The following is a 23,023-nucleotide window of genomic DNA, read 5'->3' as shown; positions in this document are numbered from 1 at the left end:
GAAGATGAATGGCTAGAATAATTGCGGAACGGGAAGATGTGATCCCGCTACTAGGGGAAATATTCCGAACCTACGGCTTCGAGGGGGCGAGCTTGGCTCGCATCAGCGAAGGCACCAAACTGGGTAAGGGCAGCATTTATCACTTTTTCCCAGGAGGCAAAGAGGAAATGGCGGAAGCCGTGCTGGTTCAGGTCGATGAGTGGTTCAAACAGCATGTTTTTGAACCACTGATCGAGCGTGCGGATGCTGTAGAAGGCATCAAGGCAATGTTCGACGACGTAGGCCGGTACTTCCTCTCTGGTCGCCGCGTCTGTTTGGTAGGAGTTTTCGCGCTCGGCAGCGAGCGTGATCGCTTTGCAGATCGTGTGCGTGATTACTTTGCAGCCTGGATCGATGCGCTTGCCGCTGCGCTGGAGCGGACGGGTCGCAAGCCGCAGGAGGCCAAAGCTCTTTCTAGAGAGGTTGTTGGCGGTATACAAGGTGCCTTGGTTTTGGCTAGGGCTTTAGATCAAACGGAAATTTTCACTGACACTTTGAGTAGGCTACGGGATCGCCTGCTGTCCGTTTAGCCCGGAAGTACGGGGACTCCGCCAGCTTGCACATCATCGGGGGCTCACTCCCTTGGCATCTGTGCAAACCTTCCCCAGTTCACGTGCTGGACTCAACGCATGGGCGAGGTTGCCTATCGCATCCGGCCAGAAGTTCTCCTTGATATTGACAAACACGGCAACGTTTGGAATTCCGGTCGACTTCCAGGTAGTAATCAAATCCTCGAACGATAGAAGACAACGTCGACTGGATCGGCGCCAAAGTTGAAGCGCTCCGGGGGGCCCGGCTTGGCAAAGATGGCGCCATGGGTGCGCTCAGTGTTGGGACTTGATGCCTGCCAGGATCAAGTTGATCCCGAAGAGGAAATCGGCGCGGTCGTCGTGCACGCGCATCTGCGTCACGACGCTGCGCACGAACGGATACGCGTGCGCATCGAGCGCCGACCATGCTGTCGCCAGGGACGCCAGCAGATCCTCTCGATTGGCGCCGAGCTTCTGCGCGGTCTTGCTGTTGCCGGCGTTTTGCCCGCCCACGCCGAGGATGTAGTTCAGCAGCGCGGTCACCGTCGCCCACCGCGCCGCTGCCGGCACGCCCAATGCGACGACCTGCTGGCCAATTTGCTCGATGATACGCACCATCGTCAACTGTCCTGCCGACCAAGTCAAGGCCGGGCCGACCCACGGGTGGGCGTCCAGCGCGTCGAACATGGCCAGTGCGACTGCGCGCACGGTGTCCTGCGGTGACGCGTCGCTTGCCTGCACGTTTACCGTGCGGGCGATCACAGCTTCGCATGCCGCAGCGACCAGGTCATGCTTGTTGGCGATGTGCCCGTACAGCGCGCCGGGACCAGTGGCCAGTTGCTCGGACAGCGTGCGGAATGTCAGCCCGGCTTCGCCGCCCCTGTCGAGCAGGTGGATGGCGGCGTCGACGATCTGTTCGCGTGACAGGGACGCTGTGCGGCGCACGCGGGTGGTTGGGGGACGGGTTGGCGGAGTAGTCATGCCGCATCTTGACACATATGGAATAATGTTCCAAGATATTGGAACGACGTTCCATAAAAGAGGAAAACATGCATGATCCAATCACCATCATCGGCGCGGGCCTGGGGGGCTTGCTGCTCGCCCGCGTTTTGCACCTGCACGGCATCGTGGCCGTGGTGTATGAAGCAGAATCTTCACCCTCGGCGCGCAGCCAAGGCGGAATGCTCGACATCCATGCGGAGAATGGCCAGGTGGCGCTCCGGGCCGCCGGGCTGCTGGACGCGTTCCAGGACTTGATCCTGCCCGGCCGGCAGGCAAGCTACGTGCTGGACTATGACGGCACGGTACTGCTCGACCAGTCAGACGACGGTGCAGGTGGACGGCCCGAAGTGCAGCGTGGCGAACTGCGCCAGATGCTGCTCGACTCCCTCCCGGCCGGCACCGTCCAGTGGGGCCAAAAGGTCACCGCAGTACGCTCGCTCGACGCCGGCAGACACGAAGTCACGTTTGCCGATGGTATGACCGTCGCGACTCGCGTGCTGGTGGGCGCGGACGGCGCGTGGTCACGTGTGCGACCGCTGCTGTCCGAGGCCACGCCAGCCTATGCAGGCCTGGCTTATATAGAGACGTGGCTGTTCGATGCAGCGATCCGCCACCCGGCCAGCGCCGCATTGGTCGGTAACGGCGCGATGATCGCGCCTGGCCAGCACGGAACCATCGCGGCGCACCGGGAGCGTGGCGAGACCTTGCACACATATGTCATGCTCACGCGGCCCGAAGCCTGGTTTGCGGCCATCGATTTCAGCGACGCGGGTGCTGGGTGCGCGCGCGTCGCGCAGGAATTCGCCGGGTGGGCACCGGCTCTCAAGGCGCTGATCACCGACAGTGACACGCCGCCTTTGTTTCGCCCGATCTATGCGTTGCCGGCAGAGCATCGCTGGGCGCGCGTTCCGGGCGTCACGCTGCTCGGCGACGCCGCCCACCTGGCTATGCCCAACGGCGAAGGCGCCAACCTGGCCTTGCTCGATGGCGCCGAACTCGGGCTGGCCCTGGTGGCCCATCGAGACGACGTTGAGGCGGCGCTTGCCGCGTACGAGCAAGCCATGTTCCCGCGCAGTGCCGCAGCTGCGGCTGAAGGGGCCGCACTGCACGCGCTGCTGGGCGGCGCCGCCCCAGCCGTGGCACTGGCCGCGATGCTACAGGGGCAAGCGCCCCTTCCAGGGTGATCCCGCCGGAACCGCAAAGCCGTCCGCGTTTACCGGGCTGGCGGCGTTGCCGCGGCCTGTTCGATATTCCGCTCAGGCTTGCGATTATCCGGTCAGGCGATCACCACGCAGTTGGCCAAGTGCGACATTGACCCATGTGAGGGCGTGGCGGCACGCCGCTCGGAGGTCGACCGGTGCCGCCTACATCTCCCCCCGGGTCTACCGCTCAAGCTGGTTTGGGACTCTGTGCATCCCTGATGCATTGCAAGCTGTCAGCGGCACAGCATCGTGCATCAGATCGGCGCCAACAAATGCTGCCCGGTGATGGCGACATACTGGAAATCGCCTGTCGCATGTGCGGCGCGAATGTGGCCTATCGGCTCAACGTAGCCCTGCTCGACGCGCCCTAGCGATGCGTAAGCAGTGGCCACCTGTACGGCGCATCGCCGCCCGCTTCGCCGCTGCACAAGCGGCCATTCAACAAGCAGGCGCGCATCGCTATCACGCGGCTGCGATGGAGCTATTTTGCGTATTTCGGATCGTATCGATAAGACGCTGACGATGCGAATTGATGTCGATTTTCGGCGCCCAGGAAGTGGCACATTTCCTTTCCTTGCATCCCAGTTGACGTAATTGCTTTCCAAATTCGGTAAGCTGTTGAAAATAATAACTAATTTATAACTCTCCCGTTTCTGAAAATATGCATTCACACATTTAAATCTGACTCCGGTTGACATCCCGCCTTCAGGCTTGAGCGCAGAGAATAGCCCGGCCCGAAGGCCGGGGTTTCGCGTAGCGATTTGGAGAGGAGCGCATAGCCGGGCTTCGAACCCCTGCCAAATCCTAAAGTGTTCACGAACAAGGTGACCAGCATGCTGTCGAGCCGGAGTGATTTTCGCCGCATCTGTTAGCTTTAGCTAACGAAATAATCATTTTTTTATTTATAATTAACAAATTTCTCATTTTAATTGATTTTCGAGATAAGATGATGGCCTTGCCGCGCGGGCGTGGCGTGTTTTACCCGGGAGTTCCAGCATGATTGAAATATTCAGCAACATCAGCGTCAAACGGCGTCTCGCCTTAGGTTTTGCCAGCATTCTGTTACTGTCGGTGATCGCGATCGCGGTCAGCATCACGCGCCTGAGCGGTGTGGCGGCTGCTACCCACCGCATGATTGAGGAGCCGATGGCCACCGAGCGCTATCTGCAGGAATGGTATCGCTACATGTACGCGGCGGTCCCGCGCACCACTGCCATCATCGTCAGCACCGACGCCAGCTTGGGCGACTATTTTGCCGCCGCCATAAAGGCTTCGTCGGCCGCCTCCAGCGTACTGCAAAAGCAGGTCGAGGCGAGGATGGACAGCGACGTCGAGAAGAAGTTGTACGCCGAACTGGGCGCACGCCGCAAGGATTTCCTGGGCGCGCGCGATGCCATCCTGGCGCTCAAGAAGGCCGGCAAGGTCGAGGAGGCGCAACGGCAAATGCGCGACCATTACACCCCGGTCAGCGTCGCCTTCCTGGCCGTGGCCGAAGCGCTGCTGGCCGAGCAGCGTCGCCAGATCGATGAGGCCACGGAGGAGATCGAGCAAATCAACGTCGCCAGCCGCAATCTGATGCTCGCACTTGGCGCAGTGATCCTGCTGCTGGGCAGCACGCTGGCCATCGCGCTGGGCCGCTCGATCGTGCAGCCGCTCGAACGCGCGGTGGCGCTGGCGCGCCGCGTGGCCGCCGGCGACCTGACCTCGCGCGTGGAGAACCGGGCGCGCGACGAAACCGGCCAGTTGCTCGACGCGCTGGGCGAGATGAACGGCAGCCTGTCGCAGCTGGTTGGCGACGTGCGCCTGTCGACCGACACCATCACCGTGGCGGCCCAGGAGATCGCCAGCGGCAACGCCGACCTGTCGGCCCGCACCGAAGCGCAGGCCGGCGCGCTCGAGGAAACGGCCAGTTCGATGGAGGAACTGACCAGTACCGTGCGGCAGAACGCCGACAATGCCCGCCACGCCAACGAGCTGGTGGTCACTGCCAGCGGCATCGCCGTGCGCGGCGGGGCCGTGGTCGGCAAGGTGGTCGAGACCATGGGCTCGATCAAGGCCAGTTCCGGCAAGATCGCCGACATCATCGGCGTCATCGACGGCATCGCCTTCCAGACCAATATCCTGGCACTCAATGCCGCCGTCGAGGCGGCGCGCGCCGGCGAGCAGGGCCGCGGTTTCGCGGTGGTGGCGTCCGAGGTGCGCAACCTGGCCCAGCGTTCGGCCTCGGCGGCCAAGGAGATCAAGACGCTGATCAACGACTCGGTCGACAAGGTTGACGAGGGCGGCCGGCTGGTCGACCACGCCGGCCAGACCATGAGCGAGGTGGTCGAGAGCGTGCGCAAGGTGGCCGAGATCATGGGCGAGATCACGCTCGCCAGCGAGCAGCAAAGCGAGGGCATCGAGCAGGTCAACATGGCCATCGGCCAGATGGACGAGATGACCCAGCAGAATGCCGCGCTGGTCGAACAGGCCGCCGCCGCCGCCGCCAGCATGCGCGAACAGGCGCAGGCGTTGCTGGCGCAGGTGAGTCGCTTCACGGTAGTCGACACGTCTGCGGCCGTGCTGGCGCCTGCGCGGCGGATACCAGTCGGTGCGGCAAATCGACTTCGGTAAGCGCCGCCAGCACTTTTTCCAGGTTTTGCAGCGCATGGCCAATGATGCCATTGGCTTCATTGGCCACGCGGGGTACTGCTGCACTTGGCGTACTTGCTCGTCCAATACGTACACGCCATTGTTCGCGCAGCCGGTCTTGCATCTGTTCGAATACACCTGTGCCAATAGCCGAGGAGTTTTTCCTGGAAAAAGGAGCGGGTGTTCCGCTGGAGGGAGTTGCCAAGCGCGCAGACGTCGGTATCGGTACGCTTTATCGTCGCTTTCCCACACGTGAGGCACCTTTGGCCGCTACGGGCAATGAGCGTTTCTTGTCGCTGGCGGAGACCAGCCGTTCGCGCGACCCAGCTCTCACGCCAGGCGAAGCGCTACGAGCTTATCTTGAAGAGCTTGCCAGGAACACGAGCACTCATCCGAGCCTTGCTGCTTCGATCGGGACTGTTGTCCAATACGGGAAGCCCGGATGTAATGCGATCACCGCGAAAGGCATCGGCCGAACCCAAGCTGGCCAGCGCCCGATCACGCACGTCGATATCGCCCAGTGCAAGCGGCAGCAGAAATGCCCCTCCTTCGCTGCAAGATCCTGGTTGGCCTCGGCATAAGGGCGCATCAAGAATTCGTGGCGCGCGAATGTATCAGAGGGACAGCTGCAAGTTGCCAGCTCGCCGGAAAGGATATAGGTCGTATCTGGCTCACGACGTCGTAGTACAGGTCGTCGGTATGCAGCATCGCGTCGACCAGCCTTGGCACTTCCCATCCGATGCCGGCGAACTTCTCCGTGATCAGGCGGTGCTGCTTCGCGCCGTCCAGTTGGGCGTCGAGAAGCCGTTGTAGCAGTAGCCGAGGTAATGGCTGAAGGGCTGCTCCGGTCCGAAGACCACGCGCCGGGCACGGGAGTGGATGCCGTCGGCGCCGACGACTACGTCGTAGTATCCGGCCGCGCCGCTTTCGACGCTCACGCTCACGCCCGTGCCGTCGTCGCTGAGGGACGCAATCGAATCGTTGAACTGGTAGCGGATTGAGCCGTCCTGCGTCAGGCCATACAGGATATCGGTGAGATCGCCACGCGGCAGTTCGATGTCGCGCTGTTCGTCGCCACCCGTCAGTTCTTCGGGCCGGATGGCACCGGCAACGCTTCCATCCGGATGCAGGAAAGTAATGCGCCTGGACTGAATGTGCGCGTTCCGCAGCATCGGCAGGATGCCCATCCGCTCGGCGACCTCGACCGCACGGTCGCAGCCCGCTCCACCACTGTGACGTCGAATCCGAAGCGGTTCAGCCAACAGGCGATTGTCAGACCTGCAATGCTCGCACCCGACACGAGGACCCGTCGTCGTCCGTTGGTTATTGAGTGCTCATTCATCGATCACCTCCATCAATATAAGAATCTTGTGACTGTTCAGCAGCTATGGCAGCAATAAAAAAGTTGTAAACAGTTGCGGATAAGTTCATCATGCTGGCTATGGCAAAAAAACGCACCCCTCCCGACCTCTCTGCGCTCACGCGCGGTGAACTTGAGAGCGTCGTGTTGTCGCTGTGGGAACGGCTCGATGCGCTGGAATCGAAGGTCAGCAAGACCAGCCAGAATTCGAGCAAGCCGCCATCGTCCGATGGCTTGGTCAAGAAGACGAGTTCGTTGCGCGAGCCGTCGGGCAAGCCGCCCGGCGGTCAGGCCGGTCACAAGGGCACAACGCTCAAACGCGTTGCCAAACCGACCGACACGGTCAATCATCCGTTGCCGCAGCAGTGCATGCGTTGCTATAGCGCGCTGCCGCTGGAGCAGGCCGAGGTGGCTGCGCGGCGCCAGATCATTGACGTGCCTGCCACTGTGTTTGACGTCATCGAGCACCGCACGCTGGCAGTGACCTGCCGCTGCGGCCAGGTCCATGTCAGCAGCTTTCCCGACGACGTTACCGAACTGGTGCAATACGGGCCCAACGTGCGCGCCTTGGGCGTGCATTTGACGCAAGGCCAAATGCTGCCGTATGCGCGCGCCGCCGAACTGATCCACGATGTGTATGGCCTGACGATCTCGCCGGCCACGCTGCTGGCGTGGGTGGCCGAAGCGCGCGCGGCCCTGCAAGCGACGGCGGACTGCATTGCAGACCGGTTGCATGCAGCGCCGGTCCTGAACGCCGACGAATCGGGCCTGCGCGTGGCTGGCAAACTGCACTGGTTGCACATCGCCGCCAACGACACGCTGACCTGGTATGGCGTACACGCCAAGCGGGGGATGGCGGCCATCGAGGCGCATGGCATCCTGCCGAACCGCCTTGGCGTGCTGGTGCACGATTGCTGGGCGCCATACTGGCGGCTTGACGATTCGGTCCATGCCTTATGCAATGCCCACTTGTTGCGCGAACTGGTCTATGTGAAGGAAGTCACCGGCCAGCAATGGCCCGAGTCGATGATGCAGTTGCTACTCGGCGCCAACCGGGTCTGCACGGCGGCCCGGCACCAACAGCGCACGCTTGACGCCAATGAGGTTGCCGCCTTCCGTACTGTCTACGACGCCTTGGTGCGGGAGGGGGAAGCGATCCATCCCGAAACCACGCAACAAGCCGGACAACGCGGCCGCAGCAAACAAACCGTCGCGGCCAATTTGCTACGCCGCTTCCGCCAGCACGCCGACGCGGTTCTGCTCTTCATCAGCGACCCGGCCGTGCCGTTCACCAACAATGTTGGCGAGCGCGCCGTGCGCATGCCCAAGGTCAAACAGAAAATCTCCGGCTGCTTCCGCACGCTCGCTGGCGCCGAGCATTTCTGCGTCATTCGTTCCTGCCTCGATACGCTGCGCAAGCAAGGGCACGGCATGCTCACCGTCCTGCAGCGCGCCTTCGCCGGCAATCCTATCCAGCCAGCCGCATAACGGCTGAACAGTCAGTGCGCCAGCATAAGCTGGCAGATTGTAGTTGATGAAAGTTCAATACAGGGAAGATATGGCGAATCACTCTGACCCCGAGTCATGCGTTACACGTCGTGAGGCGTGTGGCGAAGCGTTGACAGGGGACACCGACAGGCCAGCCATTGAGCCGCGAAATCAAGGAATCGGGATGCCGACGACGTTGACTGTCTCGGAAGGCAATATGGAGCATGGCGACAATCGCAAGTCATGTTCTGATCCCGCGCGGTCGGAGAACCTGCGCATGTCGGGAAGCAATCTGCACAGAAGCTGGGAGATCTCAACAGTGCCCGGGAAGTTGCCGGACGGGGTGGAAAAGGCCAGTGGCCGTAATGCCGCCATCGACGCTGTTGAGAAGTCGGATATGCCCATAGTACCGAAGAAGCCGTCGAACAAGGGGAAGCCTGCGGAGACGGTGGAGGGAAGGGGTGCAACCGAGGGAAACGCGCAAGAGCCTCCCGCATGCCGGACTCAGAGTCGGGAAAATGCGTTGATGGGACTTGAGCGCGTACGGGAAGCCGCCAAGAAGGGCGGGCGGATGAAATTCACAGCACTCCTCCACCATGTAACGCCATCGTTATTGGTGGAAAGTTTCTATGATCTGAAGCGGAACGCGGCGGCAGGCGTAGATGGAGTGACGTGGGGAGAATACGAGGAATTACTTTACACACGGGTGCATGAATTGCATCGGGAAATACATTCCGGTGCCTATCGTGCGCAAGCCTCGCGGCGCGTGTACATCCCGAAGGCGGACGGCAGGTTGCGGCCGCTGGGAATTGCAGCACTGGAGGACAAGGTCGTGCAACAGGCCGTGGTTAAGGTCTTGAACGCGATCTATGAAGAGGAATTTCTTGGATTCTCATACGGATTCCGACAGGGGCGCAGCCAGCACGATGCGCTCGATGCGCTTGATGTCGGGATCAAGAGCCATCGGGTGAACTGGATACTGGACGCGGACATACGGGCGTTCTTTGACACCATCGACCACAAGTGGATGATGCAATTTCTGGGGCATCGGATTGCTGACCAGCGCCTACTTCGGCTGATTGGCAAATGGCTCAAGGCGGGCGTGATCGAGGATGGAAGGCGTATCGAATCCTTGCAGGGCTGTCCGCAAGGGGCGGTGATTTCACCGCTGCTTTCCAATATCTATCTCCACTATGTGCTCGATTTATGGGCGCATCAGTGGAGAAAACGACACGCGACAGGACGGATCATCATCGTCCGGTATGCCGATGACAGTGTGGTCGGGTTCGAGCGAAAGGACGATGCCGGGCAGTTTCTGGCCGCACTGCGGGAACGCATGGCGAAATTCGGACTGGCGCTCCATCCAGACAAGACGCGACTCATTGAATTCGGACGCCATGCTCAGGAGCAGCGCAAGCTGCGGGGGGAAGGAAAGCCGGAAACATTCGACTTTCTGGGCTTCACGCACTGTTGCGGGAAGACCCGCCAAGGCTGGTTTGCGATCCTGCGTGTGACGGTGAAGAAGCGAATGCGGGCAACGCTAAAAGCAATCCGGGCGGAGTTGAGGAAAAGAATGCACGATGATGTACCTGCTGTTGGAAAATGGCTTGGTCGGGTCGTGCAGGGCTATTTCAACTACTTCGCAGTACCCGGAAACTCGCATCGTCTATGCAGCTTTCGCACGGAAATTTGTCGAACGTGGCGGCACACATTAATGCGTCGCAGCCAACGACATTGCCTGTCTTGGGAGCGTTTCAATCGGTTAGTGAAGCGCTACATCCCACCTTATCGTAATACTCATCCGTATCCAAGTGAACGGTTTCGCGTCACACACCCAAGGTAGGAGCCTTGTGCGGTAGTGCCGCTCGCAGGGATCTGTGCGGGGGGCAGGAGGAGACTTCTGTCCCTACCGCGACCATAATTGCAATATAGCAAAAATATCGTGCCCGGCGCGCGCGCCGTGGTCAGCTTGTCATGCCGGCGTCACAATCGCCCGCTATCATGAACACTGGGGCAGTGATGCCGACGATTTTGCAAGATGGGGCATCATGAACAAGTACTGGATCAGGAGTGCATTACTGGCCGTGGCCAGCATCTTGCTGGCTTTGGCGTCACTGGAAGTATTGGGTGGGCCGTTCGGCTGGCTGGCCGACGGGCGCGCGGCGGCGGGCCTGCTGGCCGGCGACGGCATCCCGCTGCTGCAATTGCTGCTGCTGGCCATGCTGCTGGACCAGCTGATGTGGGCGCTGGCCGCGCGCGGCCGCACACCCGACATGCGGGTGCCGCGGCTGGCGCTGCAGATCGTCACCTTCCTGATTTACGCGCTGTCTTTTTGCGGCATATTGAACCAGGTCTTCGGCCTGTCGATGACGGCCATGCTGGGCGCCTCCGGCGTGATCGGCCTGATCCTCGGTTTTGGTTTGCGCGGCCTGGTGGCCGACGTATTTTCCGGCATTGCGCTGCACCTGGACGCCTCGATCAGCGTGGGCGACTGGGTCGACCTGCAATACCGTGGCCGCGACCTGTCTGGCAAGGTGCTCGATTTCGCCTGGCGCACCGTGGTGCTGGCCGACCGCGCCGACAATCTGGTGCTGATACCGAATGGCGAATTTGCCGGCGTGATGGTGACCAACCGCTCGCGCCCGAGTCCCTTGTCCAAATACGAGTGCGTGCTGGAACTGGATGCCGAACACGATACGGCGCGCGTCCTGGCCATTCTCGACAACGCCCTGGCGCGCGCGGTAATGGACGGCCTGCTGGCCGCCCAGCCTGCGCCTTACGTGCAGGTGGCGGCCCTGAAGGACGGCCTGGCCACGTATCGCCTGGTGTATTTCGTCGAGGTGGGCGCCAGGTCGCCAGGTACTTACAGCCACGTGGCGCTGCAGTATGGCGCGCAATTCCTGCGCGCCGCCGGCGTGCCGCTGACCAGCAGAACGCAGGTGGAATGGCGCCGCCATGGCGGCCATGGACAGCATCACCTGGAGCTGCCCGAGGTGCGCGCCAGTGTGCTGGGCAGCGCGCGCTATCTGTCGGCGCTGTCGGCCCAGGAACTGGCCGTGATCGCGGCCGAGACAGTGACGGTGCATACCGCCGCCGGGCAGGCGCTGCTGAACGCCGGCGACGCTGGCGAGACCATGTTCGTGGTGCTGGAGGGCAGTTTCGAGGTGATCATCGACGGCCCGCACGGCCCGCTGGAGGTGGCGCGGCTGTGGCCCGGCGACTGTTTCGGCGAGATGTCGCTGTTTACGGGGGCGCCGCGCTCGGCCCATGTGCGCGCCCGCGTGGCCAGCGTGACCCTGGAAGTGGCCAAGCACACCATGGCCGCGATTTTCGAGCGCAACCCGATGCTGGTCGGGCGCATCGCCGAACTGATCGAGCGGCGCCGCAGCGTCAACGAAGACGCCTTGCTGCGCCCGGCGGGCCAGGCTGCGGGCGCGCCGCAATCGCCAGGCATGATCGAGCGCATCCGCGAGTTTTTCAGGCTGGCGAAATAGTCAGGCCAGCACGTTCAGCACGCCGTCCAGCCCCGCGAAATTGAGCGCCACGTCGGCCTGGGCGCGCACCACGGGCTTGGCGCGGAAGGCCACCGACAGGCCCGCAATGCCCATCATTTTCAGGTCGTTGGCGCCGTCGCCCATGACGATCGCCTGCGACGGCGAGATGCCCAGCTCCTTGCATACCCGTTCGACCGTGCGCTGCTTTTCCTCGGCGTCGACGATGCCGCCCAACACCTTGCCGGTCAGCTTGCCGTCGACGATTTCCAGTGCATTGGCGTGGGTGTAATCGAGGCCCAGGCGCTCTTTCAGGCGTTCGGTGAAGAAGGTAAAGCCGCCCGACACGAGCAGGGTTTTCAGGCCGGCCGCTTGCACGGCCGCCAGCATTTTTTCGGCGCCCGGCGACAGTTTCAGGCGTTCGTCGTAGACGCGCTGCAGCGCCGACGCGTCCAGGCCTTCGAGCAGGGCCACGCGTTGCCGGAGGCTGGCGGTAAAATCGAGTTCGCCGCGCATGGCCGCTTCCGTAATGGCCGCCACCTGCGGTTTCAGGCCCTGCATGTCGGCGATTTCATCGATGCACTCGATGGTGATCAAGGTCGAATCCATGTCCATGGCGACGAGCTTGAATTCACTCAGCGCGCGCCGTCCCATGAGGTAGGTGGCGTCGATCTGGGCCGCCTGCGCCGCCATCTCGATGGTCGGCAGCAGCGCTTGCGAGTAGCTGATTTTTTCGCAGCGCAGCGCAAGCGGCCCCAGGCGCGTGATACTGGTGGGTGCGGCCAGCGCGGCGATGCGCTCGAGGCGCGCCGGGTCGCCATCGGCGCCCTGCAGTATCAAGTTCATGGTCACGGAGGAGGTATTGGTCATGGTCAGCCTGCGGTTAAAGTCTAAACGGTCAATTGCTTGATGGTGGTCTTGATTTGCGTCACGCGCGCCGCCAGGTCCGGCATGGTGGCGCTGATTTTCAGCTTGTCCTGGCCATGCAGCTTGATATGGCGGTTCTTCTGTATCAGGTCGATGATGCGCATCGGATCGATCGGTGGCTGGGCCATGAATTGCAGGGTGGCCGCTTCGCCATGCACGTCGATCTTGACGATGCCCACAGTCTTGGCGGCGATGCGCAGGCGGTGCGTCTCGATCAGCGCTTTCACCGGGTCGGGCAGCTTGCCGAAGCGGTCGATCAGCTCTTCCTGGATATCGTCGATCTTGTCCTGCGTGGCGCAGTTGGCCAGGCGCTTGTAGATCGACAGGCGTTCATGCACATCGCCGCAGAAGTCGGCCGGCAGCAGCGCCGGCACATGCAGGTTGATCTCGGTGGTCGACGCCAGCGGCGCGGCCAGGTCCGGCTCCTTGCCGGCTTTGAGCGAGCGCACGGCTTCGTTGAGCATGTCCGAATACAGCTGGAAGCCGATTTCCGTCATCTCGCCGGACTGGCTCTCGCCCAGCACTTCGCCGGCGCCGCGAATTTCCAGGTCGTGCATGGCCAGGTAAAAGCCGCTGCCCAGTTCTTCCATCTGCTGAATGGCGTCCAGCCGGCGCTGCGCCAGTTTCGTGAGACCCTGCACGTCATTCACCAGCAGATAGGCGTAAGCCTGGTGATGCGAACGGCCGACCCGGCCGCGCAACTGGTGCAGCTGCGCGAGACCAAATTTGTCGGCGCGGTGCATGATGATGGTATTCGCGGTCGGCACGTCGATGCCGGTCTCGATGATGGTGGTGCACAGCAAAATATTGTAGCGCTGGGCGACGAAGTCGCGCATCACTTTTTCCAGGTCGCGCTCGTGCATCTGGCCGTGCGCCACGGCGATGCGCGCCTCGGGCAGCAGTTCGGTCAGCATGGCCAGGCGGTTCTGGATGGTTTCCACCTCGTTGTGCAGGAAGTAGATCTGGCCACCGCGTTTGAGCTCGCGCAGGCACGCTTCGCGGATGATCGCTTCGCCTTCGCTGCGCACGAACGTCTTGATGGCCAGGCGCTTTTGCGGCGCCGTGGCGATGATCGAAAAGTCGCGCAAACCCTCCAGCGCCATGCCCAGGGTGCGCGGGATCGGCGTGGCCGTCAGGGTCAGCACGTCGACTTCGGCGCGCAGCGCTTTCAACGCTTCTTTCTGGCGCACGCCGAATCTGTGTTCCTCGTCGATAATGACCAGCCCCAGGCGCGTGAACTTCACGTCATCGGACAGCAGTTTATGCGTGCCGATAATGATATCGAGCGTGCCGTCGGCCATGCCCTTGAAGGCCTGCGTGATCTCCTTGCCGCTGCGAAAGCGCGACAGTTCGGCGATGCGCACCGGCCAGTCGGCGAAGCGGTCGGCAAAGGTCTGCGCGTGCTGCTCGGCCAGCAGGGTGGTCGGCGCCAGGATGGCCACCTGCTTGCCGCCCATGACGGCGATAAACGCCGCGCGCAGCGCCACTTCCGTCTTGCCAAAACCCACATCGCCGCACACCAGGCGGTCCATCGGTTTGCCCGATGTCATGTCGCGGATCACATTGTGGATCGCCTCGGCCTGGTCGGGCGTCTCGTCGAAGCCGAAGCTGTCGGCAAAGCGCTCGTAATCGTGCGACGAGTATTCGAAGGCATGGCCCTGGCGCAGCGCGCGGCGCGCATACAGGTTGAGCAGCTCGGCGGCCGTGTCGCGCACCTGGTCTGCCGCGCGCTTTTTCGCTTTTTCCCACTGGCCCGAACCGAGCGAATGCAGCGGCGCGTCTTCCGGCGAGGCGCCCGAATAGCGCGAGATCACGTGCAGCTGCGACACCGGCACATACAGCTTGGTGTCTTTTGCGTATTCGAGGTGCAGAAACTCCGTTTCGCCTTCGCCCAGGTCCATGCTGGTCAAGCCCATGTAGCGCCCGATGCCATGGTTGATATGCACTACCGGATCGCCGATTTTCAGCTCCGACAGGTCGCGCACCATCGATTCGACCTGGGTGACGCCTTCCTGTTTTTTCTTGCCGACGCGCCGGCCCGAACCTGCATACAGCTCGGTCTCGGTGATGAACGCCAGGTTGCCGGCGTCCGTGTACAGCTCGAAACCGGCATGCAGCGGCGCCACGCCCAGCATCAGCTTGGCGCTTGATTGCAAAAAGCCGTCGCTGCCTTCCACCGGCGTCAGCTGCAAATCGTATTCGGAAAAGTACTGCTGCAAGGTTTCGCGCCGGCCGTTCGACTCGGCGCAGACCATCACCCTGCGCCCCGGTTGCAGCAGGAAGCTGCGCAGATTGGCCAGCGGATCATCGGCGCGGCGGTTCACCGCAATATTGGGCAGCGGCGCCGACAGTTCGGAGGCCAGCGCATCGTTCGACTTGGCAATCGCCAGGCGCCCGTAGGGCTTGGCCAGCGCAAAGAACTGCTCGTCGCCCAAAAACAGCGATTCGGGCGGCAGGATCGGGCGTTCGCGGTCGGCTTTCAGGAAGCGGTAGCGCGACTGCGTGTCGGTCCAGAAGCGGCCGATTGCCGCGTCGATTTCGCCCACCAGGGCCAGCGAGGCGTCGGGCGGCAGGTAGTCGAACAGGGTGGCGGTTTGTTCAAAAAACAGCGGCAGATAGTATTCGATGCCGGCCGAGGCGATGCCGCTGCTGATGTCCTTGTAGACCACCGAGCGCGACGGATCGCCTTCGAACTGCTCGCGCCAGCGGCTGCGGAAGGTGGTGCGCGCCGCTTCGTCCATGGGAAATTCACGGCCCGGCAGCAGCCGCACTTCGTGCACCGGGTACAGCGAGCGCTGGGTGTCGGCGTCAAAGGTACGGATGGTCTCGATGGTGTCGCCGAACAGGTCGAGCCGGTAGGGCAGGGCTGAACCCATGGGGAACAGGTCGAGCAGGCCGCCGCGCACCGAGTATTCGCCGGGCGACATCACTTGCGATACATGGCTGTAGCCGGCCAGGGTCAGCTGCGACTTCAGGCGCGCTTCGTCCAGCGTTTCGCCCTTCTTGAAAAAGAAGGTGTAGGCCGCCAGAAACGACGGCGGCGCCAGGCGCACCAGCGCGGTGGTGGCCGGCACAATCAGGACGTCGCACTGGCGGTTCTGGATTTCGTGCAGGGTGGCCAGGCGCTCTGACACCAGGTCCTGGTGCGGCGAAAAAGCGTCGTAGGGCAGGGTCTCCCAGTCCGGCAGCAGATGGCAGCGCAGTTCCTGGCCGCCAAACCACGGTATTTCATCGAGCAGGCGCTGGCCGTCGCTGGCCTGCGCCACCACCACGGCCAGCATCTGGCCGCGCGACTTCAGTGCCAAGGCGGCCAGCGCCAGCGCATAGGCGTCGGATGAACCATACAGGGCGGGCAGCGCGTAGCGGTTGCCGGGCTTGGGGAGCGATTTTTTCAGGGCTAAGGACATGCAGGCGATGGCGCAGGTGGCAGAGGCAGTTGACGGGGATGGCTGGGCAGCCAGGTACGATTATAGACCATCGCCCGCCCGTACATTGGCCACGCCGAAGGGAACGTGCACCATCGGGATGGTGCCGCCGCTGGATTTCAAGTGGCTCAGTTGGTCGTCGAAAAAGATATGCGGCCTGAATACGGCCAGCACGCGCGACTTGTCCATGCCGCCGAGGAAAAACGTTTCATCGGCCGCCACGCCCCAGCTTTTCAGGGTCGTCACCACCCGTTCGTGCGAAGGCGCGTTGCGCGCCGTGATGATGGCGATGCGCAGGATCTTTTTGTAGGCCGGGTCGCGCTGCTGCGCCTGCTCTTCCAGGCGCTGCATGGCCGCCAGTTTCTGGAACAAATCGGCCAGCGGGCCGGGGCGGTGCGGCTTGCCCACGTTCAGCGTTTCGTGGGCGTGGAATTCATCGACGTCGTTATGGCGCTTGAAAACGGTTTCCGCCTCGTCGTCGGCGATCACGCCATCGAAGTCGAAGGCCACGCGCAGTTCGTCGTCGGCCTCGTCGTCCTCGGTGCGCGAAGGCAGCACCAGCCCGGCCGGGTAGTTGCAGGCCAGGGCGCTGCGCACGTCGTCTTCATTGGCGCTCAGGAACAGCGAGGCGTTGAAGGCGGGCAGATAAGGGTAGGGTGTCTTGCCGGTCATGAAGGCGGCGCGCGAAATATCGAGCCCATAGTGGGCGATCGAGCGCATCACGCGCAAGCCCGTTTCCGGCGAATTGCGCGAGAACAGCACCACTTCCACCGGCGCTTCGTGCGGATGGTGCTTGTTGATATTTAAAAAGCGGCGGATAAAGGGAAAGGCCACGCCGCGCCCCAGCACCGTGTCGAGGTGCGCTTCCTGGTGCTTGCGGTATTCCTCGGGGCCGCTGTCGAGGTAGACCTGGTGCGAGTCGGACAGGTCGAACAGCGCGCTCGAGGCGACGCCAATCACCAGTTTTTGTTCGATAAGATAGGCCATGGTGCTTTCGGTGTGTGCTTTGCGACCATCTTATACGAGGTTCAACGGCGCAGCCAAGGATGATCTCCGTTCGCTCTCGATTCCTTGCTTGTCAAAACCATTTTCTCGGCACAGGCCAATCAGCTGGCGCGCAAGGCCAGGGCGTCGCACCAGGAATCGGAAGACTGTCAATCGGTCGCCATCATTTGACTATCTGCCGGGACGGCCGCCTCGTGCGGCCGTTTTGCATGGCGGCGGGTAGGCCTGATGATGGTTGGTTTTGCCGAAAAAACATCGTTACGAAAATATACGTTTTGTTATCTAAGCAAAATTTTGCAAAACTTAACGCGACATTGCCTGTCGGATAACTCACACTGGCTGCGGTAGCATCATGCGCCCTGGCGCGGATGACGGCGCACGCCATCTTCGCTCCTGCTTTAGTCCACTGCCGGCCGATCCTGCTGTCTGTTTCGCTCTGCCATGACACATGCGCCATGGCCGGTGGTGGCGGCCACGGCGATCTGCCTCACCTTGAAGAATGCAAAAATATGGCGAATATGAATATAGGAACGCGCTTGCGCTGGTCGTTCGCGGTGCTGACCGTGTTGTTGCTGGCTGTCGCCGCGCTGGGCCTGGTGCGCTTGTCCTTGCTGGACGAGCGCATGCGTGGCGTGGTCGAACGCGAATATCCGAAAACCGTGCTGGCCAATGACATCATCAAGCAGGTCAACGTGATTGCGCGCTCCTCGCGCAATTTGTTCCTGATGTACGAATTGGAACAAGTGGCGCAGGAGCGCGACGTCATTGCCAAGGCCAGCGCGGTGACCGAGCAGAAGCTGGGCGAACTGGACAAATTGGTCGACTCCGGCAAGGGCAAGCAATTGATCGAGGGCGTGAAGGATGCGCGCAGCGTCTACAATGTGGGGCGTGACAAGGTGCTGGCGCTGCTCCATGACGGAGCGCGTGACGAAGCGAGCGCCTTGCTGCTGCAAACCGTGCGCGCCGACCAGCTGCGCTACATGGCCGCGCTCGAAGCCCTGATCACGCACCAGCACGAGCGCATGGTGGAATCGGGACAGCGCGTGCACGACGAATACCTGACGGCGCGGGCGATGGTGCTGGCCCTGAGCGCGGCGGCCATCTTGTTTGCCGTCGTCACGGCCTGGCTCGTCACGCGCAGCATCGTGCGTCCCCTGCAGCGTGCGCTGGGCGTGGCGCAGACGGTAGCTGCCGGCGACCTCAGCTCCACCTTTGGCCACCACGGCACCGATGAAACGGGCAAGCTGCTCGACGCGCTGTCGACCATGAATGGCAACCTGCAAGATATCGTGCGGCAGGTGCGCACTGGCACCGATACCATCGCCACCGCGTCGACCGAGATCGCGGCCGGCAATATCGACCTGTCGGCACGTACCGAGGAGCAGGCCAGCTCGCTCGAACAGACGGCGTCGGCGATGGAGGAACTCAGTTCCACGGTGCGGCAGAATGTCGACAATGCGCGTGAAGCGAGCGCCCTGGCTTTGGCAGCGGCGCAGGTCGCCAACCGTGGCGGCGAGGCGGTCGGGCAGGTGGTCAACACCATGCAGGCGATCAGCAGCTCCTCGGCGCAGATCGCCGAGATCATCGGCGTAATCGACGGCATCGCCTTCCAGACCAATATCCTGGCCTTGAATGCGGCGGTGGAAGCGGCGCGCGCCGGCGAGCAGGGGCGCGGTTTTGCGGTGGTGGCCACCGAGGTGCGTAACCTTGCCCAGCGCAGCGCCTCGGCCGCGCGCGACATCCGCGCCCTGATCGCCGCCTCCAGCTTGCAGGTGTCCAACGGTTCGGCGCTCGTCACGCAGGCTGGCGCCACCATGGCCGACGTGGTGCAGGCGGTGGAAAAGGTCAGCCGCATGGTGAGCGACATCACCACCGCCAGCGCCGAGCAGAGTACGGGCATCGGCCAGGTCAGCGAAGCGGTGGTGCAGATGGATGAAGTGACGCAGCAAAATGCGGCGCTGGTGGAAGAAGCGGCGGCCGCTTCGCAGTCGCTGCAAAGCGAAGCGGCGCGGCTGCAGCAGGTCGTCAGTGTCTTTCGGCTGCAGCAGGAGCACGCCAGCTTGACGCCGGCGCGCGCGGTGCTGCGGCTGCCCGCCTAGTGGCTGGCCTGGCCTGCGCCCTGCACAACGATGAATTCTGCTTTCACTATCAGGGCAAGTTCGATACCTCGCACTTGCGCCTGGTGGGCCTGGAAGCGCTGTTGCGGTGGCGCCAGCCCGGCCGTGGCCTGGGGTTCCCGCAGCAGTTCATCGCCCTGTGCGAGCAGAGCGGCACCATCGTCGAGCTGGGCAATTGGGGTATTGCCACCGCCTGCCGGCAACTGGCGCAGTGGCGCGCGGCAGGCCTGCCGCTGGTGCCGGTCGCGGTCAACCTGTCAGTACGGCAACTGAGCGATCCGCAACTGTTTTACACGGTGCAGGCTTGCCTGCGCCAGCATGATTTGCCGGCCACCTTGCTGGAACTGGAAGTGACGGAAAGCGGCCAGATCGTCGACATGGTGCAAGCGTGCGCCGTGCTGTCGCGGCTGCGCACGCTGGGCGTGCGCATTGCGCTCGACGACTATGGCACCGGCTATGCAGGCCTGCATCACCTCAAGATGTTGCCTGTCCATACCGTCAAGATCGACCGCTGTTTCATCACCGACATTGGCAGCGACTCCAGGGATGCCATCATCGTCGCGTCGACCATCGCGCTGGCGCGCAGCCTGGAGCTGCAGGTGCTGGCCGAGGGCGTCGAGGATGGCGTCCAGCTGGCCATGCTGCGCAGCCTGGGTTGCCAGCAGGTACAGGGCTACTATCTGCACCGCCCGGCGCCGGCTGCGTCCGTCCGGGTTTTGCTCGATAATGCGTGCGCGTCGCCGGAGTGCAACATGTAGTAGTGCGTGCCGGGGGAAAGCGGATTTTCCGTAAAATGCCTGGCACACCGCATGTCCTGAGACCATTCTCTTCCACACCCCCATGATGAACAGCACCGTCCCGGCCTTTGTTTTCGGCCCGTTTCGCCTATTGCCGCTTGAACGCCGGCTGCTGGAAGGCGAACGGGCCTTGCGCCTGGGAAGTCGCGCCATGGACGTGTTGCTGGCCTTGCTGGAACGCGCTGGCGATATCGTCGACAAACATGAATTGCTGGCCCTTGTCTGGCCCAACGCGGTGGTCGACGACGCCACCTTGCGCGTGCATCTGGCCGCGCTGCGCAAGGTGCTGGGCGACGGACGCGATGGTCAGCGCTATATCACCACCGTGGCGGGGCGCGGTTACGGTTTTCTCGCGCCCGTGTCGCGCGTCGGCGAAACGGCCGCCACCGGTGCGGCGGGCAGCGCCATCACCGAGGTGCGCTACAACCTGCCGGTACTGCTCACTCGCATGATGGGGCGTGCCGACATCTTGCATGCCATGGCCGGCCACTTGCTGCATGTACGCCTGCTCAGCATCGTCGGCCCCGGCGGTATTGGCAAGACCTCGGTTGCCGTGGCGCTGGCCATGCGCGTGCTGCGCCGCCATGCCGACGGCATCTGCTTTGTCGACCTGGCTGCCGTGGCCGAAGGCCATCTGGTGCCGCTGGCGCTGGCCACGGCGCTGGGCGTGGCGGTGCCGTCGCACGAACCGATGCCGGCTTTGCTGGCCTATCTGCACCAGCGTCAGATGCTGGTGGTGTTTGATAACTGCGAACATGTGATCGCCGCCGCCGCCGTCCTGGCCGATGTGCTGCTCAAGGGCGCGCCGGCGCTGCAGGTGCTGGCCACCAGCCGCGAACCGCTGCGCATCTCGGGCGAGCAATTGCTGCGCTTGCCCGCGCTGGAGCTGCCGCCGCTGGACGCGGCACCCGATACGGCACCCGATACGGCACCCGATACGGCGCTGCGCTACCACCCGGCGGTGCAGCTGTTTTGTGAGCGTTGCACCGCCATCGACGCCAGCTTCGTGCTGGCCGATGCCGACGTGCCGGTGGTGGCCGAAATCTGCCGCCGCCTCGATGGTGTGCCGCTGGCGCTGGAGCTGGCGGCCGGGCGCATCGGCCATTTTGGCTTGCACGGCTTGCGGCGCCAGCTCGATGACCGTTTCCGCCTGCTGGTGCGCGGACCGCGCAATGCGCCGCCGCGCCACCAGAGCCTGCGCGCGAGCCTCGATTGGAGCTATGGCCTGCTCGACGCTGAAGAGCGCTGTGTGTTGCAGGCGCTGAGCGTGTTCAAGAGCCGCTTCCGGCTCGAATCGGCGATCGCCGTGGCCGGCCGCGACGTGTATGACGCCGTGGCCGACCTGGCGTCGAAGTCGCTGCTCAGCGTCGAGGCCGGCTGCGAGCGCGTGTATTATCGTTTGCCGGAAACCACGCGCGCGTATGCCGCCGCGCTGCTGGCCGAGAGCGGCGAGCAGGATGCGGTATGCCGCCGCCATGCGCTCCATTGCCTGGCCCTGGCGCGCCGTATCGCCGCCGACTGGCAGCGTTTGCCGGCGGCCAGCCGGGGCGTCTCGTATCGCCGCCATGTGGACGACATGCGCGCCGCCATCGACTGGGCTTTTGGCGCACACGGCGACCTGGCGCTGGGGGTGGCGCTGACCCTGTCCAGCCATATTCTGTTTTACCGGCCATCGCTGATGGACGAATACCGGGTGCGGCTCGAACATGCGCTGGCGCGCATGGCCGCGCATGGCGTCGATGATGCCGATAGTGAAATGCGGCTGTGCGTCTCGCTGGGACATCTGCTGCTGCATACCGAGGGCGTGAGCGGCGCCATGCTGGCGCGATTTCAGCGCGCCTGCGTCCTGGCCATCACGCGCGGCGCGGCGGGCGGCTGCGCCGAAGCCATTTGCGGCATGTGGATCGCGCGCATGGTGATGGCCGACTATCGCGCCGCTGACGCCTGCGCGGCGCAGTTTGCGGCGCTGTGCGAGACCGAAGGAGATACCGCGATGCGGTTGTTACACGCGGGTATGCTGGCCGTCGGCGAACACCTGCAGGGACGGCATGCAGAATCGGCCGTGCTGTCGCGCCTGGTGATGGACCACCCCGATGGCACCGGCCAGCGCAGCCTGAACCACGGCTTGCTGGCCGACCACCAGGTCTGCCTGCGCGGCAACCTGGCGCGCTGCGTATGGCTGATGGGCCGCCCCGACGATGCGCTGGCGATTGCCTGCCAGGTCGTCGAGGAGGGCTTCGCGCACAACGGCGTGTCGCTGTGCGTGGCGCTGGCCGTTAGCGCGATTCCCGTGGCCTTGTGGTGCGGCCGGCTCGACATGGCGCGCGGCTGGATCGATTCCCTGTGCGAGCATGCGGCGCGCCACGGCTTGCCGCACTGGCAGGAATGGGGTGCCAGCTACAGGGCTGCGTTGGGCGGCGTGGACCAGCCAGGCGTTTTTGCCTGGCCGGCAGCGCATGGCTGGTCGCTGCAAATCGACCTGATGGCGACCTTGCTCGATGCGGCGGCCAATGGCGAAGCGCTACGCCGCGCCCGTGCCGGCGACGCGCCATGGAGTGCGCCGGAGGTAATGCGCCGCGCCGCGCTGCGCCGCTGGCAGGCATTGCGCCCTGGCGATGCGCAAGGGCAGGAAATGGTGCGCCGGCTGCTGGAAGAGGCACTGGGTCTCGCCGGCGCCCAGCGCGCGCTCGGCTGGGAGCTGCGCTGCGCCACCAGCCTGGCGACCGTCCTGCACGAACAGGGGCGGCCAGACGAAGCGCGCGCGTTGCTGCTGCCCGTGCATGGGCGCTACACGCAGGGCCATGCCAGCTTTGACGTGACGGCAGCGGCGCAATTGCTGGCGGCGTTGGCATGACACCGCCTTGACAGAACGGCATTGCGGGCTGCCTCGCCATACGTGGCGGCGCGCGGCTTGCCCGGCTACGGGAGCCAGACGGTCAGCGAGCACGGTGGCCTGCCGGTGTCGCTGTTGGGCGAGGCGGCCAGTACGTCGTGGCCCAGTTGACGCTG

17 protein-coding genes are annotated in these 23,023 nt (G+C 63.4%); 10 read left to right on the top strand and 7 right to left on the bottom strand.

Annotated features, from left to right (window positions below):
* Positions 1-8: 8 nt before the first annotated feature.
* Entirely contained in the window at positions 9-569 is a 561-nt protein-coding gene (locus CD932_RS18645; RefSeq protein WP_094444252.1) for a TetR/AcrR family transcriptional regulator, read from the top strand.
* Positions 570-863: 294 nt separating this feature from the next.
* Here CD932_RS18645 and CD932_RS18640 read toward each other — a convergent pair whose 3' ends face one another.
* Positions 864-1,550, bottom strand: coding sequence for a TetR family transcriptional regulator (locus CD932_RS18640; RefSeq protein WP_094444251.1), 687 nt, complete (start codon positions 1,548-1,550; stop codon positions 864-866).
* A gap of 68 nt (positions 1,551-1,618) precedes the next feature.
* On the opposite strand from CD932_RS18640, the gene CD932_RS18635 reads away from it, so the two are divergent.
* A complete protein-coding gene (locus tag CD932_RS18635; protein ID WP_094444250.1) occupies positions 1,619-2,755 on the top strand; it encodes an NAD(P)/FAD-dependent oxidoreductase in 1,137 nt (378 codons plus the stop codon).
* Between the two features lie 272 nt (positions 2,756-3,027).
* On the opposite strand, the gene CD932_RS28355 is transcribed toward CD932_RS18635, so the two are convergent.
* The gene (locus CD932_RS28355; RefSeq protein ID WP_141213301.1) at positions 3,028-3,471 is read right to left on the bottom strand and encodes a hypothetical protein; all 444 of its coding nucleotides are present in this window, start codon (positions 3,469-3,471) and stop codon (positions 3,028-3,030) included.
* Positions 3,472-3,769: 298 nt separating this feature from the next.
* Between CD932_RS28355 and CD932_RS18630 the strand changes: the two genes are divergently transcribed.
* Both CD932_RS18630 and CD932_RS18625 read left to right on the top strand, forming a co-directional pair.
* A complete protein-coding gene (locus tag CD932_RS18630) occupies positions 3,770-5,386 on the top strand; it encodes a methyl-accepting chemotaxis protein (RefSeq protein WP_094444249.1) in 1,617 nt (538 codons plus the stop codon).
* 41 nt (positions 5,387-5,427) lie between these two features.
* Positions 5,428-5,985, top strand: coding sequence for a TetR/AcrR family transcriptional regulator (locus tag CD932_RS18625; protein WP_369679844.1), 558 nt, complete (start codon positions 5,428-5,430; stop codon positions 5,983-5,985).
* 180 nt (positions 5,986-6,165) lie between these two features.
* On the opposite strand, the gene CD932_RS18620 is transcribed toward CD932_RS18625, so the two are convergent.
* The gene (locus CD932_RS18620; RefSeq protein WP_094444248.1) at positions 6,166-6,591 is read right to left on the bottom strand and encodes a hypothetical protein; all 426 of its coding nucleotides are present in this window, start codon (positions 6,589-6,591) and stop codon (positions 6,166-6,168) included.
* The gene (locus CD932_RS29785; protein WP_176461049.1) at positions 6,486-6,746 is read right to left on the bottom strand and encodes an NAD-binding protein; all 261 of its coding nucleotides are present in this window, start codon (positions 6,744-6,746) and stop codon (positions 6,486-6,488) included. The genes CD932_RS18620 and CD932_RS29785 overlap by 106 nt, the downstream gene beginning before the upstream one ends.
* A gap of 90 nt (positions 6,747-6,836) precedes the next feature.
* Between CD932_RS29785 and CD932_RS18615 the strand changes: the two genes are divergently transcribed.
* The 3 genes from CD932_RS18615 to CD932_RS18605 all read left to right on the top strand — a co-directional run bounded on the left by CD932_RS18615 (position 6,837) and on the right by CD932_RS18605 (position 11,746).
* A complete protein-coding gene (locus CD932_RS18615; RefSeq protein WP_254926661.1) occupies positions 6,837-8,252 on the top strand; it encodes an IS66 family transposase in 1,416 nt (471 codons plus the stop codon).
* A 373-nt stretch (positions 8,253-8,625) separates the two neighbouring features.
* Positions 8,626-10,095 (top strand): group II intron reverse transcriptase/maturase, encoded by a 1,470-nt coding sequence (gene ltrA, locus CD932_RS18610; protein WP_254926684.1) that lies wholly within the window; start codon positions 8,626-8,628, stop codon positions 10,093-10,095.
* Positions 10,096-10,300: 205 nt separating this feature from the next.
* A complete protein-coding gene (locus CD932_RS18605) occupies positions 10,301-11,746 on the top strand; it encodes a mechanosensitive ion channel family protein (RefSeq protein ID WP_094444246.1) in 1,446 nt (481 codons plus the stop codon).
* Here CD932_RS18605 and serB read toward each other — a convergent pair whose 3' ends face one another.
* Genes serB through CD932_RS18590 form a run of 3 tightly spaced genes read right to left on the bottom strand, consistent with a single transcriptional unit; the run spans position 11,747 to position 17,082 of the window.
* Positions 11,747-12,589, bottom strand: a complete 843-nt coding sequence (gene serB, locus CD932_RS18600) for a phosphoserine phosphatase SerB (RefSeq protein WP_094444486.1) — start codon at positions 12,587-12,589, stop codon at positions 11,747-11,749.
* A gap of 44 nt (positions 12,590-12,633) precedes the next feature.
* Positions 12,634-16,077: a transcription-repair coupling factor gene (mfd, locus tag CD932_RS18595; RefSeq protein WP_094444245.1), complete on the bottom strand. Its 3,444-nt coding sequence runs from the start codon at positions 16,075-16,077 to the stop codon at positions 12,634-12,636.
* Between the two features lie 60 nt (positions 16,078-16,137).
* Positions 16,138-17,082: a 5'-nucleotidase gene (locus tag CD932_RS18590; protein WP_094444244.1), complete on the bottom strand. Its 945-nt coding sequence runs from the start codon at positions 17,080-17,082 to the stop codon at positions 16,138-16,140.
* Between the two features lie 536 nt (positions 17,083-17,618).
* Here CD932_RS18590 and CD932_RS29675 point away from each other — a divergent pair.
* The 3 genes from CD932_RS29675 (at position 17,619) to CD932_RS18575 (ending at position 22,868) form a co-directional block, all read left to right on the top strand.
* Positions 17,619-19,199, top strand: coding sequence for a methyl-accepting chemotaxis protein (locus CD932_RS29675; RefSeq protein WP_303396096.1), 1,581 nt, complete (start codon positions 17,619-17,621; stop codon positions 19,197-19,199).
* Positions 19,199-19,975 carry a bifunctional diguanylate cyclase/phosphodiesterase gene (locus CD932_RS18580; protein WP_094444243.1) on the top strand — a complete coding sequence of 259 codons (777 nt, stop codon included), beginning with the start codon at positions 19,199-19,201 and terminating at the stop codon, positions 19,973-19,975. The genes CD932_RS29675 and CD932_RS18580 overlap by 1 nt, the downstream gene beginning before the upstream one ends.
* 82 nt (positions 19,976-20,057) lie before the next feature.
* The gene (locus tag CD932_RS18575) at positions 20,058-22,868 is read left to right on the top strand and encodes a winged helix-turn-helix domain-containing protein (RefSeq protein WP_094444242.1); all 2,811 of its coding nucleotides are present in this window, start codon (positions 20,058-20,060) and stop codon (positions 22,866-22,868) included.
* Positions 22,869-23,023: the final 155 nt, after the last annotated feature.

This window comes from Janthinobacterium sp. PC23-8, from assembly GCF_002250505.1.
Taxonomy (GTDB): Bacteria; Pseudomonadota; Gammaproteobacteria; order Burkholderiales; family Burkholderiaceae_D; genus Janthinobacterium.
Note: the sequence above shows the minus strand (reverse complement) of the source record. Positions and strands in the feature narration are given on the sequence as shown.

What these genes read in the sequence shown, in the direction of transcription:
- CD932_RS18645 (WP_094444252.1), top strand. Translation starts at nt 9, where the DNA reads ATGGCTAGAATAATTGCGGAACGGGAAGATGTGATCCCGCTACTAGGG.
- CD932_RS18640 (WP_094444251.1), bottom strand. Translation starts at nt 1,550, where the DNA reads ATGACTACTCCGCCAACCCGTCCCCCAACCACCCGCGTGCGCCGCACA.
- CD932_RS18635 (WP_094444250.1), top strand. Translation starts at nt 1,619, where the DNA reads ATGCATGATCCAATCACCATCATCGGCGCGGGCCTGGGGGGCTTGCTG.
- CD932_RS28355 (WP_141213301.1), bottom strand. Translation starts at nt 3,471, where the DNA reads ATGTCAACCGGAGTCAGATTTAAATGTGTGAATGCATATTTTCAGAAA.
- CD932_RS18630 (WP_094444249.1), top strand. Translation starts at nt 3,770, where the DNA reads ATGATTGAAATATTCAGCAACATCAGCGTCAAACGGCGTCTCGCCTTA.
- CD932_RS18625 (WP_369679844.1), top strand. Translation starts at nt 5,428, where the DNA reads ATGATGCCATTGGCTTCATTGGCCACGCGGGGTACTGCTGCACTTGGC.
- CD932_RS18620 (WP_094444248.1), bottom strand. Translation starts at nt 6,591, where the DNA reads ATGGGCATCCTGCCGATGCTGCGGAACGCGCACATTCAGTCCAGGCGC.
- CD932_RS29785 (WP_176461049.1), bottom strand. Translation starts at nt 6,746, where the DNA reads ATGAATGAGCACTCAATAACCAACGGACGACGACGGGTCCTCGTGTCG.
- CD932_RS18615 (WP_254926661.1), top strand. Translation starts at nt 6,837, where the DNA reads ATGCTGGCTATGGCAAAAAAACGCACCCCTCCCGACCTCTCTGCGCTC.
- CD932_RS18605 (WP_094444246.1), top strand. Translation starts at nt 10,301, where the DNA reads ATGAACAAGTACTGGATCAGGAGTGCATTACTGGCCGTGGCCAGCATC.
- serB (WP_094444486.1), bottom strand. Translation starts at nt 12,589, where the DNA reads ATGAACTTGATACTGCAGGGCGCCGATGGCGACCCGGCGCGCCTCGAG.
- mfd (WP_094444245.1), bottom strand. Translation starts at nt 16,077, where the DNA reads ATGTCCTTAGCCCTGAAAAAATCGCTCCCCAAGCCCGGCAACCGCTAC.
- CD932_RS18590 (WP_094444244.1), bottom strand. Translation starts at nt 17,082, where the DNA reads ATGGCCTATCTTATCGAACAAAAACTGGTGATTGGCGTCGCCTCGAGC.
- CD932_RS29675 (WP_303396096.1), top strand. Translation starts at nt 17,619, where the DNA reads ATGAATATAGGAACGCGCTTGCGCTGGTCGTTCGCGGTGCTGACCGTG.
- CD932_RS18575 (WP_094444242.1), top strand. Translation starts at nt 20,058, where the DNA reads ATGATGAACAGCACCGTCCCGGCCTTTGTTTTCGGCCCGTTTCGCCTA.